The organism is Sinorhizobium sp. FG01 (assembly GCF_002531875.1).
GTDB classification, from domain to species: Bacteria; Pseudomonadota; Alphaproteobacteria; order Rhizobiales; family Rhizobiaceae; genus Sinorhizobium; species Sinorhizobium fredii_C.
This window is the reverse complement of sequence record NZ_NWTB01000010.1, coordinates 172,968-187,659: the sequence shown is the minus strand read 5'-3', so window position 1 is coordinate 187,659 and position 14,692 is coordinate 172,968. Positions and strand designations below refer to the sequence as shown.

Below are 14,692 nucleotides of genomic sequence, written 5' to 3'. Positions count from 1 at the left end.
CGTCGCAAGAAAGTGCCACACAAATCAAAACGGAGTTCCGCAGGAAGCCGTGTCTAGATATCCTTTTTGCAAAGCGAAGCCGGGGTCAACGACGTTAGGAGCCATCCTCCTGTATTCCTTGGTACTTTCCGGTGCATTTCTCATTTCTGGCGAGGCTCGGGCCGACTTTCGCGTTTGCAACGGGACGCAGCAGCTGGTCGGCGTGGCGATCGGCTATCGCGCCAAGGACGGCTGGGTCACCGAGGGCTGGTGGCAGGTGCCGGCGACGACCTGCGCGACGCTGATCGAGGGCGAACTCCAGTCCCGCTACTACTATCTCTATGCGGAAGACGCGGCCAAGGGCGGCCGCTGGACCGGCGACATCAACATGTGCGTCGCCGAGAACGAGTTCAAAATCGTCGGCGTGCAGGACTGCTTTGCGCGCGGCTTCCAGCGCATGGGATTCAAGGAATATGACACGGGGCGGCAGGGGAGCTGGATGGTTCAGCTTTCCGATACGCCCGGCACGCAGGAAAGCCAGAATTGATGAGACGGAACAGAAAAGTCAAAATCCTCGCCACGCTCGGGCCGGCATCGTCCGAGGAGCAGATGATCCAGAAGCTGCACGAGGTGGGGGCCGACCTGTTCCGCATCAATATGAGCCACGCCAGCCATGAGGTCATGCGCACCCTCATCGAGCGGATTCGCAGTGTCGAAGCGCGCTGCGGCCGGCCGATCGGCATCCTTGCCGATCTGCAGGGCCCGAAGCTGCGCGTCGGCAAGTTCGCCGAAGGCAAGGTCGAGCTCAAGATCGGCCAGACTTTCACGCTCGACAACAGGGACGTGCCCGGCGACAACACGCGCGTCTTCCTTCCGCATCCGGAAATTCTGGAGGCGGTGAAGCCCGGCGACCGCTTGCTGATCGATGACGGCAAGCTGCATCTGCGCGCCGAGAAAACCGATGGCAAGAGCATCGTCACCACCGTGGTTTCCGGCACCAGGATTTCGGACCGCAAGGGCGTCAGCCTGCCCGATACGCTCCTCGGTGTCGGCGCACTGACCGATAAGGACCGTGCCGATCTCGACGCGGTACTTGCCACCGGCCAGGTCGATTGGGTGGCGCTTTCCTTCATCCAGCGCCCGGAGGATCTTGCCGAGGTCCGCAAGATCGCCCGCGGTCGGGTCGGGATCATGTCGAAGATCGAGAAGCCGCAGGCGATCGAACGCATCGACGAGATCATCGAGCTTTCGGACGCGCTCATGGTCGCGCGCGGCGATCTCGGTGTGGAGATGCCGCTCGAATCCGTGCCCGGCCTGCAGAAGCAACTGACGCGCGCCTGTCGGCGTGCCGGCAAGCCCGTCGTCGTCGCGACTCAGATGCTTGAATCGATGATCTCGTCGCCGGTGCCGACGCGTGCCGAGGTCTCGGACGTGGCGACCGCCGTGTTCGAAGGCGCCGATGCCGTCATGCTTTCGGCTGAATCGGCCTCCGGCGAATACCCGGTCGAGGCCGTCGCTACCATGGCCTCGATCGCTAGCAACGTCGAACGCGACCCGCATTATTCGGGCATCATCTACGCCCAGCGCACGCCGCCGGAGGCCACCGGCGCCGACGCCATCTCACTTGCGGCGCACCAGATCGCCGAGACGCTCAACCTGGCGGCGATCGTCACCTACACCTCGTCCGGCGCCACCGGCCAGCGCGCCGCGCGCGAACGCCCGCAGGTGCCGGTCATCGCCCTTTCGCCGATCGTCCAGACGGCCCGCCGCCTCTCGGTCGTCTGGGGTCTGCACTGCGTCGTCACCGAGGATGCGACCGACCTCGACGACATGGTCAATCGCGCCTGCCGCATTGCCGTTTCGGAAGGTTTCGGCAAACCCGGCGACCGGATCATCATCTCCGCCGGCGTGCCGCTCGGAACGCCCGGCGCCACCAACATGCTGCGCATCGCTTATATCGGCTCGGACGGACGTACCGGCGTATAAGCGAGTTCCTCGACCGGTTCCTCGACTCTCAGGCGGGCTTCGGCCCGCCTTGCGAATTCCTGGAGGTCGTGCGGCTTCCCGGAGATCTTCTCGATGGCAGCGACGACGAGGTCGGTCACGACATAATCCGGCTTGTGCCCCAGATTGCTGATCCACAGCAGCTCCGATCCCTTGATTGAGCTCGCCAGGCTGCGGGAATGGATATCGGCCAAAACGATGCCGTCCCGGTCACCGGTTATGATGACGGTCGGCGCGGAGATCTCCGCGTAGCGCGGCGACATCTGCGTGACGTAAGCGTGAAGATTGGCGACATCGACTGCATTGTTGAGAAAGGTGGCCGGCCTCAGGACGAGGTGTGGCGCAGTATTGGCGATGTAGTCCTTCGGGCGCGGATTGGGCGAGAATATGGCTTGCGTCACCCGGTCGATGCGCCTCAGCCCGATCGGAATGACGGCCGTGCTGGCGAACAGCCAGCCGACAAAAGGCATGGCAGCGAAGGTGATATGCCAGTCGACGCCTCCGGGCCACGGATGCGTCGCCGGCGCCAGCAGGACGACGCCTTCGGTTCTGTCCGGGTGGTGAAGCGCAAGGCTGGCGGCGATCGCGGCCCCGAAGGAGTGGCCGACGATGATTGCGCGGGAGATGCCGCGCTTGTCCATCAGCCGGACAATGGCGTCGGCCTGGCCGTCCGGCCGGGCATTGGCCGGCCCGCCGCGCTCCGAATAGCCGTGTCCCGGCCGATCAACGAAAAGCATCTCGGCACGGCCATCGAGCGCCGGCTGGAAGGCGTGCAATTGGTCGAGAAGATTGCCTCCGGCTCCGTGAATGAAGACGATCGGCGGCAGATCCGCGGTCCCGTGGGACCGGATGTGGACGCAGTTCATGCGGAAACCGCCGACATCGACCAGTTCGCCGCTGTTCGGGAAGCGAGCGGCAATCCTGCGTGCCTGCCAATAGCTGTGGGCGACCGCGGCGAGAATGAGAATGGCGAGAATCAGAAGGGCAAGGAACATCCGTCGGTCATATCAGAGCGGCTGCGATATGGCAGAGGTCGCCGATCAGGTCCGGCTGCCGGCGAGCTTCTCGGCGAGTTCCCCGAATTGCTCCTGGGCCTTGCGGTCGGAGGGGTAGATATCGAGGAATTGCTGCCACGCCCGCATCGCCAGCTCGTTCTTGCCGGCGGCCTCCAGCATGGTCGCCATGCCGGCGATCGCCCCGAAATGCCGGGGTTCGATGGCAAGCACGCGGTTTATGTCGGACATCGATTTGCGGTAATTGCCCATCTGGAAATGCAGCGTCGCGCGGCGGTTCCAGCCTTCGACATAGCCGGGGGCAAGCACGATGACCTGGTCGAGGATGTCGAGCGCCACTGTTTTCTTGTCGTCGGTGATCGCCTTGTCGGCCGACTGCATCAGAAGGTTCACCGTGGCGCTGCCGGACTCCTGCCACTCGAGGCGAATGCGGTCGGCAAGTTCCCGTGCCTTGCTCTCGTCGCGCTCCTTCTTGAGGTCGAGGAACAGGGCGTCCAGGCGTTGCTCGGGTGTGGCGAGACTTGCCGCCTCCGGCCGGGGGGCGGGTTCGGCAGCCTGCGACAGGGCCGCAGTTGCCGGGACGATCAGGGCCAGAATCAAAGGTAGAAAAAAGCGCATGGCGGACATCGTAGCCCGCCATGAAACAAGATCAAAATCAAATGTGACGGAGGATCACCGAAGCGACCGACGTTCAGTCCGGCGGCAGAAGCCGCCCGAGGGCATCAGCCCTGACGTGCCTTGAAACGCGGGTTCGACTTGTTGATGATGTAGACGCGACCCTTGCGGCGAACCAGGCGGTTTTCGCGGTGACGGGTCTTCAGCGACTTGAGCGAATTCTTGATCTTCATTTTTCCTGATCCGCAGGTTTCGGGGAATGAAAATTCGCCCGGTAATTCCAACAATCAAAAGCGCGCCATTCAGCGCGCTCTTCAAGTAGGCAGGCACATAGCGTGTCGCACCTATCCTTGTCAACCGCAGGACCGCGGGATTTCGACAGCTGCGCGCGCGTTCCTGGGCCACTCGGTTCACCTGAGGCGGGTGAAATGCCCCATTTTGCGGCCGGGGCGCGCCTCGGCCTTGCCGTAGAGATGGACCAGCACGTTCGGCTCGCCGAGCAGAGCGGGCAATTCGGCGATCTCGTCGCCGATGAGGTTCTGCATCACGCAGTCCGAGTGACGCGAGGCGTCGCCGAGCGGCAGGCCGGCAATCGCGCGGATATGCTGCTCGAACTGCGAAACGACGCAGGCGGCTTCCGTCCAGTGACCGGAATTGTGGACGCGCGGAGCGATCTCGTTGGCGACGACGCTGCCGTCGGCAAGCACGAAGAATTCGACACCGATGACGCCGACATAGCCGAGCGCTTCGAGAATGGCGGTCGCAGCCTTGCGGGCAGCCTCGGCGGTCGAGGCGGCAACCGATGCGGGCACGGTCGAGGTGTGGAGAATGCCGTTCCGATGGACATTTTCCGCCGGATCGAAGCAGGCGGTGGCGCCGTCAGGGGAGCGTGCGGCGATGATCGAGATTTCCCGCTCGAAGGCCACGAAGCTTTCGAGGATCAGCGGGACTCCGCCGAGGGCGGCGAAGGCGTCGGAAGGATTGTCCTTGCCGGAGCGGAAGACGCGCTGCCCCTTGCCGTCATAGCCGAGGCGGCGGGTCTTCAAAACGCCGGAGCCATCGAAGTCGGCAAGCGCCGCTTCGAGGTCGGCCTGGCTGTCGACGGCGTGGAAGCCGGCCGTGGCAATGCCGCAGCCATTGATGAACCGCTTCTCGACCAGCCGGTCCTGCGCGACTTCCAGCGCCTTTGGTGGCGGGAAGACCGGCCGCGATGCCGCCAGCCGCTCGGCCGCGGCGACGGGGACGTTCTCGAATTCGTAGGTGATCAGATCGGCGGTCCGGGCGAGCTCGTCGAGCCCTCGCGGATCGTCATAGGCGGAAACAATCTGGGTGTTCGCCGCCTGGGCGGCGGGACAGTCCGGCTGCGGCTCGAGAATGACTGTGCGGAAATTCAGCCGCGCAGCCGCCATGGCGAGCATGCGGCCGAGCTGGCCGCCGCCAATGATTCCAATGGTCTTCATGCCTGGTCTACCGGGTACTCGGCGACCGAAACGGTCTGCTGCTCACGCCAGTCGTCGAGACGGTCGGCGAGGTCCTCGTCGCTCAGCGCCAGGACGGCGGCGGCGAGCAGGGCGGCGTTGACGGCCCCGGCCCTGCCGATCGCCAGTGTGCCGACAGGAATGCCGGCCGGCATCTGCACGATCGAGAGCAGGCTGTCCTGGCCCGAGAGAGCCTTCGACTGCACCGGGACGCCGAAGACCGGCAGCGGCGTCATCGCGGCGCACATGCCCGGCAGATGGGCCGCCCCGCCGGCGCCGGCAATGATCACCTTGAAGCCCTCGTCGCGCGCGCCCTTGGCGAAGCGGACCAGCCGGTCGGGTGTCCGATGCGCGGAAACGATGCGCGCCTCATAGGCGATATCGAGGGCCTCGAGCGTGTCGGCCGCATTCTTCATCGTCTCCCAGTCCGACTGGCTTCCCATGATGATGGCGACGGGCGGGGTCGTGGTTTCGGTCACGTCTATCAGGATCCGTTCAGGCAATGATGTCGGGGATGATCTGATCTTCGATCTTGCTGATCTTGTCCTTGATGGCCAGCTTCTTCTTCTTCATGCGCTGGATGCGCAGGGCGTCGCAGCCGGTTTCGATCATGGCATTGATGGCGACGTCATAATCTTCATGTTCCTGCCTCAGGCGCGCTATCGTCAGTCTAAGTTCGGCCTGGTCCTGGTCCGGCATGCAAAACGATCCCCATAAGTCCGGCTGCGTCCATGTCGCGAACCGGAATTTCCTGCGCCGCTCTATCACATCTTGGGCGGTGACGGGAAGTTATCCGACGTCATCATTTCGCCTTCGACAAATGAAAAATGGCATGGCACACTGGTAAGGTTACAACCATGGAACATCCGGCATTTGCGTGCCGGATGCAAGCAAAAGGAAGGGACTGCCAATGACCATTGAGGCTCATCTTGCAACGCTTGAGAAAAAACATGGCGCCCTGGAACAGGAGCTGCATGAAGCGCTGAATTCTCCCTCCTGCGAGGACGAGTTGATCAGCGAACTCAAGCGGCGGAAGCTGCGCATCAAGGACGAAATCGAAAGACTCCGTTCCTCGACACACTGATTGCGAACGGTATTTCCCGCGCTTTCGGGAGGCGTCGTCTTCGTGAAGGAGAAACGACGCGAAAGGTCAACAACAATCCCATATATGACGGATCGCTCGACCGGGCCTAAGGCCCGGTCCGCTTCTTCGGCGACTTCCTTAACGGCCGCCGCGGAGCGGGCGAATGTAAGCCGTCAGGACCAGAACTGGTCGAGCCATAGATTGAGCCGGTCGAAGCCCGGCCTGTGGATGGCGTAAATGCGCCTGGTGCCGCTTGTCGACACCGATACGAGATTGCAGTCGAGCAGCGCCTTCAAATGCTGCGACACCGCCGGCCGGCTGATCGGCAGCCCTTCGGCGAGTTCATTGACAGTCTTGGGCGCGCGCCGCAGCTCCTCCAGCAGATAACGCCGGTTCGGATCCGCAATGGCATCGAATGGGTCCGCGATCGTCATGACGGGACGTTAGGCGAATTTCCTGCGACCGGCAAGAAAATTGTGCATTGCGATATGCCGCATTGCTTTGCAGCATTATTCGAGCGGAGCAAGGCTCGGTCAGCCGGCGGACAGAAGGCTGGTTAGCCCCTCCCAGATAAGTCTAGATCCGGCGATGAAAGCCATGGTGTACATAAGGGGATAGAACACCTGCGGCTTCATGCGGCGCACGATCCATGCGCCGCAGGCCGTTGCGACCATCGCCAGAGGAAAGAGGGTCGCCGATGTCATGAGGTTGCTGGTGTCGAGCTGCCCGAGCGCGAAATAGGGAATGAGTTTCACCGCATTGAGCGTTGCGAAGAAGCGCACGATGGTGCCGGTATATTCGCGCGGGTCCAGCTTCAGCGGCAGGGCGTAGATCTGGAAAGGCGGCCCGCCGGCATGCGCGACGAAGCTGCCATATCCCGCAAAGCTTCCCCATAGCGCCGCAGGGCCCAGACGGTGCTGCTTCGGAAGGATCGGCGTGCCGCTGCGGCTGCGCCAGACGGTGTAGACGTAACGCAGCACGAACACGACCGTTATGGCGCCGATGATCAGCCGCAGCGCATCGCGCGGCACGTAGGCCGACGTCGCCCAGCCGATGGCGATGCCGGCCAGCGCGCCGGGCAAGAGCATGGTGAGCGTCTTCCGGTCGCCGTGCTTCCGCCAGATCCATAAAGAGACGATGTCCATTGCGATGAGAATGGGGAGGAGCAACGCCGCCGCCTGGACCGGCGAGACCGCCAGCGAGAGGATCGGAACCCCCATCAGCGATAGCGCCTCTCCCATGCCTCCCTTGCTGAGGCCAACGAGCAGGACCGCCGGCACGGCGACCAGATAGAAGTCGAGATCGGGAAGCATAGGCGGCGGTTGATCCTTTGGTTATCTCCGTCTATCGGTTTTCCCGATTGAAATCGAGTAGCGGATTTCCGCCCTCGAGCGGGCTTCGCCAGGAACGAACGACATGAGCAATACCGATAACCGCTGCCGCCTTGTGCTGATCGCGCCCGACATGCCGGATGCCGCCGAGCGCGCGAAGATCCTTGCGGATGCGCTGAAAGGCGGCGACGTGGCCTCCGTCATTGTTCCGCAATATGGCCTCAACGAGACGGATTTCCAAAGGCACGCCGAGGCGCTGGTGCCGGTGATCCAGCAGGCGGGTGCGGCGGCGCTGATCGAAGGCGATACGCGGGCCGCCGGCCGAGCCAAGGCCGATGGTCTTCATATCGCCGCCGGTGCGGACATGCTTGGCGAGGCGATCGAGCGGCATACGCCGAAGATGATCGTCGGCGGCGGCAATGCGACCGACCGCCACCACGCGCTCGAGATCGGCGAACTCCGGCCGGACTACGTGTTCTTCGGCCGCACCGACGGCGACATCAAGCCGGAAGCGCACCCGAAGAATCTGGCGCTCGCGGAATGGTGGGCATCGATGATCGAAATTCCCTGCATCGTCATGGGCGGCACCGATCCGCAGTCCGCGCTTGCAGTGGCCGAGACCGGCGCCGAGTTCGTCGCGCTGCGTCTCGCGGTCTTCGCCGAGTCGGGCCAGGCGCCCTCCGTGGTTGCCGCCGTCAACGCCTTGCTTGACGAAAAAGCGCCACGGTTTGAAGATTAGACGTGGCGATGCTGAGCCGATCCCCCCTGAAACGAAGCCGGTTCGCGACCCTTGTCGTCGCCGTCACTCTGGCCGCCTTGCCGGCTCGCGCCGAACAGCCGCCGGCACCTGCGGATGAGGGCATCGTCCCGAAACGGGGCCGGATCACACCCTTTAACGGTGCGGCGCTGCCGGAAGGCGCCGAAAAGCCGGCGAAGGGCGATACGAACGCCAAGCCCAAGAAAGACGACGAAAAACCCTCCGGAGGCGTCAACGTAATCGACCGCATGGGGGCCGAACTTCCGGCGCTTCCGGCCGAAAAGCCGTTCGCCGGCAAGGTGGACGAGGCCTATGGAGCCTTCCAGCGCGGCTATTACCTGACGGCAATGGACCTTGCGCTGCCGCGCGCCCAACTCGGCGATCCGGCGGCCCAGACGCTGGTCGCCTCGATCCTCGAGCAGGGCCTCGGCGTCGCGCGCAACCCCAAGGATGCGGCCTTCTGGTACGGCCAGGCGGCGAACAACGGCGATCCGGCGGCGATGTTCAAATATGCGCTGATCCTGATGGAGGGGCGCCACGTCAAGCGCGACCGCAAGGCCGCCGACGAACTGATGAAGAAGGCCGCCGATCTCGGCAACGCGGCCGCCCAGTTCAACTATGGGCAGACGCTCGTTGCCGACGCACCCGGCCAGAAGGGCCTGAAGGCGGCGATGCCCTATTACGAGAAGGCGGCCGAACAGGGCATTGCCGATGCGCAATATGCGCTTTCGCAGATTTATCTCAATGTCGAGGGCATCGACGACGGCAAGCGGGCGCGTGCACGCGAATGGCTGGCCCGGGCGGCGCGCGCCGGCTACGACACCGCGCAGCTCGACATGGCGATCTGGCTGATCGAAGGGATCGGCGGCGACCGCAACCTGGACGAGGGCTTTGCCTGGATGAAGCGGGCAGCCGAGGGCGGCAACGTGGTTGCGCAGAACCGGCTTGCCCACCTCCTCGTCAATGCCATCGGCACGCGGCCCGATCCAATCGAGGCAGCGAAGTGGTACGTGCTGTCGCGCCGGGCGGGGCTCAAGGACGATGCGCTCGAGGATTTCTATCTCGGCCTCAACGACTCGCAGCAGAAATCGGCGCTCGCGGCCGCGAACAAGTTCCGCTCGTCCTGAGCCTAGATTCGACCGGCGCCATGTATTTCGCTTGAACTCTTGGGGTTTTTGTGGTCTTGAAGCCGCGGTTTTGTCCGCGGCCCCTCATGCCATCTCCGCGGGCGGAGTGACTTCTCACTCGGTTTTTTGACGACGGTTGCGTCTTCGCCGACCCTTTACGAGGGCGGGCCGTCAAGCAGGTTCAATGTCCGGTCGAGACGGCTCGGCCGGCCTTCGCTTTCAGAGGATTGCCCTATGGCCCGTTCTGCCCTTCTCAATGTCATGGTCCAGGCGGCCTTCAAGGCCGGCAAGTCGCTGGCGCGCGATTTCGGCGAAGTACAGAACCTACAGGTGTCCTTGAAGGGGCCGAGCGACTACGTTTCCCAGGCAGACCGCAAGGCCGAGCGGAGCATCCGCGAGGATCTCCTGAAGGCCCGCCCGACCTACGGCTTCCTCGGCGAGGAAGGCGAGGAGATCAAGGGCACCGACGGCGCCCATCGCTGGATCGTCGACCCGCTCGACGGCACCACAAATTTTCTCCACGGCCTTCCGCATTTCGCCATCTCGATCGCGCTGGAGCGCCAGGGCGAGATCGTCGCTGCGGTGGTCTTCAATCCGGCAACCGACGAACTCTATACGGCTGAGCGGGGCGGTGGCGCCTTCCTGAACGACCGGCGGCTGCGCGTCGGCGCCCGTAAGGTCCTGTCCGACGCGGTGGTCGGCACCGGCACGCCGCATCTCGGCCGCGGCAATCACGGCAAATATCTCATCGAGCTCCGCCACGTCATGGGCGAGGTTGCCGGCATTCGCCGCTTTGGCTCCGCCTCGCTCGACCTCGCCTATGTGGCTGCCGGTCGCTTCGACGGCTTCTGGGAGCGCGATCTCGCTGCCTGGGATATCGCCGCCGGGGTCCTGCTCGTTCGCGAGGCCGGCGGCTGGGTCACCGACATCGACGGCGGCAGCAAGCCGGTCGAAGACGGCTCGATCATCTGCGGCAACGAATATATCGCCAAGGCGCTGCGCGAGGTCATCCACCGCCCGGTCCCAACGAAGTAGGGCCGCCCAAGGCCATGCTGCGGACCGGCCGCGTACACGTGTCTTCCGGTCCGCGTTCGACATAAGGCATTGGAATCGAACATTTCTGCTCCTTTGCAGCGTTGCGACCCGACCTCCCTGGAGGGGGGCGGCGCATTCCTGGGCCGGCTCTGCCGTTTTCCCTTCAATTTGGCGCAAAGTTCCACTAGTCTCCGGGCCGATAGGATGGTCTCCGGCCATCGGCGGCATCGTTCGGCCGAGATCGCTATTGATTTCGAGAATGATCCGCTACTTCAAAGAGTTGCAGCAACCGGCGCTTGTGCGGACAGGCGCAGGAGCGTGCCGCAAACCGGGAGATTGGCAAACGCATGACGAAACTCAGTCTGTCCGGCTGGCGTGGGCAGGAAGTGGCGGAGGAGAACTATAATCCGCATAAGCTTTCGAGCCCCATGCCCTACTTCTGGACGATGGTCATTTTCCTGATCATCGTCGGTTTTGTCGCGGCGATCCTCTTCCGGCAGGCACGCGAGGCCTTCGTCGGCAATCCCGGCCTCAACGGGCTGATCCTTGGGGTGCTGCTGATCGGCATTCTGCTGGCTTTCAACCACGTGCTCGGCCTCAGGCCCGAAGTGCGATGGTTCAATTCATTCCGCGCCGCTGGCAGTGCCGACAAGGTCGGGCGCGATCCGGTGCTGCTTGCACCCATGCGGGCGCTGATCGGCGGGCGCCAGACGACGGCGATTTCGACGATCGCGCTCCGCTCGATCCTCGATTCCATCGCCACCCGCCTCGACGAGTCGCGCGACATCACCCGTTATCTTGCCGGCCTTCTCGTTTTTCTCGGCCTGCTCGGCACCTTCTGGGGCCTTCTCGGCACGATCGGCTCCATCAATACCGTCATCCAGTCTCTCGACGCCGGTTCCGGGACGACGGAGGACCTCTTAAGCTCGCTGAAGAGCGGTCTCTCGGCGCCGCTGACCGGCATGGGCACCGCCTTCTCGGCCTCGCTCTTCGGACTTTCCGGTTCGCTGATCCTCGGCTTCCTCGATCTCCAGGCCGGCCGCGCCCAGAACCGTTTCTACACGGAACTTGAGAACTGGCTTTCCTCGGTGACCGATGTCGGCTCCGGCTTTTCGGCGCCGATCGAGACGACCGGCGGCGCACCGGCGGAGGAAATGCGGCGCGTCGCCGACCAGCTCTCCCGCCTCGCGCAGGACGGCGGCGTCAACCAGCGCACGACGGCAGCGATGGCGAGCCTCGCCGAGGGCATTCAAGGTCTCGTCAAGAACATGCGCGGCGAGCAGCAGATGCTACGCGACTGGATCGAGGCGCAGCAGGAGGAGGCGAAGTCGATGCGAAAGACGCTCGACCGGCTGACCTCGCGCATCGGCCAGGCCGACCGGATCGCCGTCAACAGCGAGAGGGCCACCTCGCAGGCGAAGCTCAGTCACGCCGACGAAAGCGGGGGTGATTGATCCATGGCTCTCGCCCGAAGGGGCCGCAATCCGCGGACGATCAACTACTGGCCGGGCTTCGTCGATGCGCTGTCGACCTTGCTCATGGCGATCATGTTCCTGCTCAGCGTCTTCGTCACGGCTCAGTTCCTGATGGGGCGGGAGATCACCGGCAAGGACGAGGTGCTGAACCGGCTGAACAGCCAGATCAACGAACTGACCCAGCTTCTCGCCCTCGAGAAGAGCGGCAAGCAGGATCTCGAGGATTCGCTTGCCAATCTCCAGGCCTCGCTTGCCCAGTCAGAGGGCGAGCGGTCCCGCCTTGAAGCGCTGCTTGATCAGGGGGCCGGCAGTACCGATGCGGCCAATCAGAAACTCGGCCGGTTGGGCTCGGAGCTCGAAAACGAAAAGCAGGTCAGCGCCCGCGCGATGAGCCAGATCGAGCTCTTGAACCAGCAGATCGCCGCGCTGCGCAGCCAGATTGCCGCCATCGAGGGCGCGCTTCAGGCTTCCGAGGCGAAGGATCAGGCTTCGCAGGCGAAGATCGCCGACCTCGGCCGCCGGCTGAACGTCGCGCTCGCCCAGCGCGTGCAGGAACTCAATCGCTACCGCTCGGACTTTTTCGGCCGCTTGCGGGAAATCCTCTCCGACCGCGAAAATATCCGCATCGTCGGCGACCGGTTCGTCTTCCAGTCGGAAGTGCTTTTTTCCTCGGGCAGCAGCGACCTGAACCCCGAGGGCCAGGTGGAAATGGCAAAACTCGCCACGGCGCTGCTCGACCTTGCCAGGGAAATTCCGGCCGAGATCAACTGGGTGCTGCGCGTCGACGGCCATACGGACAACGTGCAGCTCTCCGGCACCGGCCGCTTTGCCGACAATTGGGAACTGTCTTCGGCGCGCGCCACTTCGGTCGTCAAGTTCCTGATCTCCAAGGGCGTGCCGGCCGACCGCTTAGTGGCGGCCGGATTTGGCGAATACCAGCCGATTGGGGCCGGGGAAAGCCTGGAGGCGCGGGCGCAAAATCGGCGTATCGAGCTCAAGCTGACCGAAAAATAGACGAGCGGCCCCCGCTTGAATTGACCTTGACGTATGCGTAAGAGTTGCTGGTCGAGGGATGTTGGGGGAGAGCGCCTTGATGGATTGCGATGTGCTGGTCATCGGTGCCGGCCTTGCCGGGCTCGTGGCGGCGTCCGAGGCGGCGGCGCTTGGCCGCAAGGTCATCGTTCTCGACCAGGAAGGCGAGCAGAATCTCGGCGGCCAGGCCTTCTGGTCGCTTGGCGGCCTCTTCTTCGTTGACAGTCTAGAGCAGCGGCGCATGGGCATTCGCGACAGTCATGAACTCGCCGCCCAGGACTGGATGGGATCGTCGCAGTTCGACCGGCCCGAGGATCACTGGCCGCGCCTGTGGGCCGAGGCCTATCTCGATTTTGCCGCCGGCGAGAAGCGACGCTGGCTGCATGCGCTCGGGCTGCGCTGGTTTCCGGTGGTCGGATGGGCCGAACGCGGCGGTGGTCTTGCGCATGGCCACGGCAATTCGGTGCCGCGCTTCCACATTACCTGGGGCACCGGCCCGGCGGTGCTCGAACCCTTCATCCGGCTGACGCGGCAGGCGGAGAGCCGGGGCCTTGTCCGTTTCCGCTTCCGCCACCGGGTCGACGAACTCGTGACGACGGACGGTGCCGTGACCGGCGCGCGCGGGGCAATCCTCAAGGCGGATCCGGTCGGCCGCGGCGAGCGCAGCTCGCGCGATGAGATCGGCGATTTCGAGATCTCCGCCGGCGCGGTGGTCGTCAGTTCGGGCGGCATCGGCGGCAATCATGAGCTGGTGCGCCGCAACTGGCCGCGCAAGCGGCTCGGCCAGCCGCCAGCCTCCATGGTCAGCGGCGTGCCGCACCACGTCGACGGCCGGATGCTGGACATCGCGGCTAAGGCGCGCGGCTCCGTCATCAATGCCGACCGCATGTGGCACTATACCGAGGGCCTCAGGAACTTCGACCCGATCTGGCCGGACCACGGCATCCGCGTCCTGCCGGGCCCGTCCTCCTTCTGGTGCGATGCCGATGGCAACCGTTTTTCGGCGCCGGCCATGCCCGGTTTCGATACGCTCGGGACATTGGCCGCGATCCGGCAGAGCGGCCATGACTATAGCTGGTTCATCCTGACGCGCGCGATCATCAAGAAGGAGTTCGCCCTTTCCGGGTCCGAGCAGAACCCGGATCTGACCGGCAAGAGCATAGCGCTTCTGCTGAAGCGGCTCGGCGCAAAGCCGACCGGCCCGGTGCAGGCCTTCATGGACAAGGGCGAGGACTTTGTCGTCAAGGACCGGCTCGAAGATCTTGTCGAGGGGATGAACAGGTTGACGGGCGATAACCGGCTCTCGGCGAGCCACCTCAAGGCGCAGATCGAGGCACGCGACCGGGAGATCGACAATTCGTTTTCCAAGGACGCGCAGGTTACCGCCATCCGCGGCGCGCGTGCCTATCGCGGCGACCGGCTGCTCCGCACCGCCAGGCCGCATCGTCTCCTGGACCCGAAGGCAGGCCCGCTGATCGCCGTGCGATTGCACATCCTGACCCGCAAGACACTCGGCGGTCTGCAGACCAACCTTGCCGGCCAAGTGCTGGAGCTTTCCGGCGATCCGGTGCCGGGCCTTTATGCGGCCGGCGAAGTCGCTGGCTTCGGAGGCGGCGGCATGCACGGCTACAACGCCCTCGAGGGCACTTTCCTGGGTGGCTGCATCTTTTCCGGCCGTGCCGCGGGGCGGGGCGCGGGCGGGGACGTTTGATCAAAGAATCTTATCATCGCGTTGTAATACCCCTCACCCTAACCCTCTCCC

General features: G+C 64.2%; 16 protein-coding genes and 1 pseudogene. 9 read left to right on the top strand and 8 right to left on the bottom strand.

Annotation, left to right across the window (positions count from 1 at the left end; translation table 11 throughout):
* Nucleotides 1-154: 154 nt before the first annotated feature.
* Nucleotides 155-526: pseudogene (locus CO656_RS18495) on the top strand (DUF1036 domain-containing protein); the annotation flags it as partial.
* Nucleotides 526-1,965 carry a pyruvate kinase gene (gene pyk, locus CO656_RS18490; protein ID WP_097526666.1) on the top strand — a complete coding sequence of 480 codons (1,440 nt, stop codon included), beginning with the start codon at nucleotides 526-528 and terminating at the stop codon, nucleotides 1,963-1,965. The pseudogene CO656_RS18495 and the gene pyk, both read left to right, overlap by 1 nt.
* Here pyk and CO656_RS18485 read toward each other — a convergent pair.
* The 6 genes from CO656_RS18485 to CO656_RS18460 form a co-directional block, all read right to left on the bottom strand.
* Nucleotides 1,932-2,978, bottom strand: coding sequence for an alpha/beta hydrolase (locus tag CO656_RS18485; protein WP_097526665.1), 1,047 nt, complete (start codon nucleotides 2,976-2,978; stop codon nucleotides 1,932-1,934). The two genes, pyk and CO656_RS18485, sit on opposite strands and share 34 nt — an antisense overlap.
* 45 nt (nucleotides 2,979-3,023) lie before the next feature.
* Nucleotides 3,024-3,623 carry a hypothetical protein gene (locus CO656_RS18480; protein ID WP_037420208.1) on the bottom strand — a complete coding sequence of 200 codons (600 nt, stop codon included), beginning with the start codon at nucleotides 3,621-3,623 and terminating at the stop codon, nucleotides 3,024-3,026.
* A gap of 95 nt (nucleotides 3,624-3,718) precedes the next feature.
* A complete protein-coding gene (gene ykgO / locus CO656_RS18475) occupies nucleotides 3,719-3,844 on the bottom strand; it encodes a type B 50S ribosomal protein L36 (RefSeq protein WP_012709334.1) in 126 nt (41 codons plus the stop codon).
* Nucleotides 3,845-4,021: 177 nt separating this feature from the next.
* Nucleotides 4,022-5,071: a 5-(carboxyamino)imidazole ribonucleotide synthase gene (locus CO656_RS18470; protein ID WP_097526664.1), complete on the bottom strand. Its 1,050-nt coding sequence runs from the start codon at nucleotides 5,069-5,071 to the stop codon at nucleotides 4,022-4,024.
* Nucleotides 5,068-5,532: a 5-(carboxyamino)imidazole ribonucleotide mutase gene (gene purE / locus CO656_RS18465; protein ID WP_037420361.1), complete on the bottom strand. Its 465-nt coding sequence runs from the start codon at nucleotides 5,530-5,532 to the stop codon at nucleotides 5,068-5,070. The genes CO656_RS18470 and purE overlap by 4 nt, the downstream gene beginning before the upstream one ends.
* A 52-nt stretch (nucleotides 5,533-5,584) precedes the next feature.
* Complete coding sequence (locus CO656_RS18460) at nucleotides 5,585-5,788, bottom strand: DUF465 domain-containing protein (protein WP_012709331.1); 204 nt, start codon at nucleotides 5,786-5,788, stop codon at nucleotides 5,585-5,587.
* Nucleotides 5,789-5,999: 211 nt separating this feature from the next.
* On the opposite strand from CO656_RS18460, the gene CO656_RS18455 reads away from it, so the two are divergent.
* Nucleotides 6,000-6,173 (top strand): DUF465 domain-containing protein, encoded by a 174-nt coding sequence (locus tag CO656_RS18455; RefSeq protein WP_014765888.1) that lies wholly within the window; start codon nucleotides 6,000-6,002, stop codon nucleotides 6,171-6,173.
* A gap of 173 nt (nucleotides 6,174-6,346) precedes the next feature.
* On the opposite strand, the gene CO656_RS18450 is transcribed toward CO656_RS18455, so the two are convergent.
* Nucleotides 6,347-6,607 (bottom strand): metalloregulator ArsR/SmtB family transcription factor, encoded by a 261-nt coding sequence (locus tag CO656_RS18450; RefSeq protein ID WP_037389169.1) that lies wholly within the window; start codon nucleotides 6,605-6,607, stop codon nucleotides 6,347-6,349.
* Between the two features lie 99 nt (nucleotides 6,608-6,706).
* The gene (locus CO656_RS18445; RefSeq protein ID WP_097526663.1) at nucleotides 6,707-7,486 is read right to left on the bottom strand and encodes a sulfite exporter TauE/SafE family protein; all 780 of its coding nucleotides are present in this window, start codon (nucleotides 7,484-7,486) and stop codon (nucleotides 6,707-6,709) included.
* A 103-nt stretch (nucleotides 7,487-7,589) separates the two neighbouring features.
* Between CO656_RS18445 and CO656_RS18440 the strand changes: the two genes are divergently transcribed.
* The 6 genes from CO656_RS18440 (at nucleotide 7,590) to CO656_RS18415 (ending at nucleotide 14,641) form a co-directional block, all read left to right on the top strand.
* Nucleotides 7,590-8,243 (top strand): thiamine phosphate synthase, encoded by a 654-nt coding sequence (locus CO656_RS18440; protein ID WP_097526662.1) that lies wholly within the window; start codon nucleotides 7,590-7,592, stop codon nucleotides 8,241-8,243.
* An 8-nt stretch (nucleotides 8,244-8,251) separates the two neighbouring features.
* Nucleotides 8,252-9,388, top strand: coding sequence for a tetratricopeptide repeat protein (locus CO656_RS18435; protein ID WP_097526718.1), 1,137 nt, complete (start codon nucleotides 8,252-8,254; stop codon nucleotides 9,386-9,388).
* A gap of 234 nt (nucleotides 9,389-9,622) precedes the next feature.
* Entirely contained in the window at nucleotides 9,623-10,423 is an 801-nt protein-coding gene (locus CO656_RS18430; RefSeq protein ID WP_037389161.1) for an inositol monophosphatase family protein, read from the top strand.
* A 347-nt stretch (nucleotides 10,424-10,770) separates the two neighbouring features.
* Nucleotides 10,771-11,877 (top strand): MotA/TolQ/ExbB proton channel family protein, encoded by a 1,107-nt coding sequence (locus tag CO656_RS18425; RefSeq protein WP_037420195.1) that lies wholly within the window; start codon nucleotides 10,771-10,773, stop codon nucleotides 11,875-11,877.
* 3 nt (nucleotides 11,878-11,880) lie between these two features.
* Nucleotides 11,881-12,912 carry a peptidoglycan -binding protein gene (locus tag CO656_RS18420; protein WP_097526661.1) on the top strand — a complete coding sequence of 344 codons (1,032 nt, stop codon included), beginning with the start codon at nucleotides 11,881-11,883 and terminating at the stop codon, nucleotides 12,910-12,912.
* A gap of 79 nt (nucleotides 12,913-12,991) precedes the next feature.
* Nucleotides 12,992-14,641: an FAD-binding dehydrogenase gene (locus CO656_RS18415; RefSeq protein WP_083854101.1), complete on the top strand. Its 1,650-nt coding sequence runs from the start codon at nucleotides 12,992-12,994 to the stop codon at nucleotides 14,639-14,641.
* Nucleotides 14,642-14,692: the final 51 nt, after the last annotated feature.